Source organism: Kitasatospora sp. NPDC097691, from assembly GCF_040302665.1.
Lineage (GTDB): Bacteria > Actinomycetota > Actinomycetes > Streptomycetales > Streptomycetaceae > Kitasatospora.
In genome coordinates this window covers 1-1,046 of the sequence record NZ_JBEORY010000147.1, presented here as the reverse complement: position 1 = coordinate 1,046, position 1,046 = coordinate 1, and the positions used below count along the sequence as shown (strand labels likewise).

The 1,046-nt window shown below is 70.0% G+C and carries 1 protein-coding gene; it reads left to right on the top strand.

Going from position 1 to position 1,046, the window contains the following annotated elements; all coding sequences use genetic code 11:
• Nucleotides 1-1,046, top strand: a 1,046-nt coding sequence (locus ABTY56_RS38740) for an amino acid adenylation domain-containing protein (RefSeq protein WP_350634392.1), incomplete at both ends; no start/stop codon positions are given.

Genomic DNA, 1,046 nt, shown 5'->3' with positions numbered 1-1,046 from the left:
GTCGCGATCGCACTGCCGAAGTCGCTGGACGCCATCACCAGCATGCTGGCCGTCCTCAAGACCGGCGCCGCCTACCTGCCCATCGACCCGGACTACCCCGCCGAGCGCATCAGCTACATGCTCGACGACGCCCGACCGGCGCTCGCTCTCACCGAGCCGGTGGACCCGGCGGCCTATGAGGGCCGTCCCGACGGACCTCTCGCCGATGCCGAGCGCCGCAGCCCGTGGTCCCCACGCCACGCCGCCTACATGATCTACACCTCCGGCTCCACCGGCCGCCCCAAGGGCGTCGTCATCGAACACCACGCCCTCGCCACCTACCTCCACCGAGCCCGCACCACCTACAGCGCCATGAACGGCGCCACCCTCCTGCACTCACCCCTCGCCTTCGACCTCACCATCACCGCCCTGTGGACCCCCCTCACCGCCGGCGGCACCGTCCACCTCACCACCCTCGAAGAGACGGCGACACAGCCCAGCCTCATCAAGGCCACCCCCAGCCACCTCCCGCTGCTCGCCACCCTGCCGGAGACGGCGTCGCCCTCCCACACCCTCATCCTCGGCGGCGAGGCACTGCACACCGACCACCTCACCGCCTGGCGGGCCGAACACCCCGACGTCCAGATCATCAACGCCTACGGCCCCACCGAATCCACCGTCAACATCACCGACCACCCCCTCAACGGCACCGAAGAAGGCCCCGTCCCCATCGGGCGTCCGTTCGCCAACACCCAGGTGTATGTGCTGGATTCGGCCCTGCGCCCCGTACCCCCCGGTGTCACCGGAGAGCTGTACCTCGCCGGTGAACAACTCGCCCGCGGCTACCTCGGCCGCTCCGCGCTGACCTCGGAACGCTTCACCGCCAACCCCCACAGCCCCACCCCCGGCGCACGCATGTACCGCACCGGCGACCTCGCCCACTGGAACCACCAAGGCCACCTCGTCTACGACGGACGCGCCGACCACCAAGTCAAACTCCGCGGCCACCGCATCGAACTCGGCGAAATCGAAGCCACCCTCACCACCCAGCCCGGCATCACCCAGGC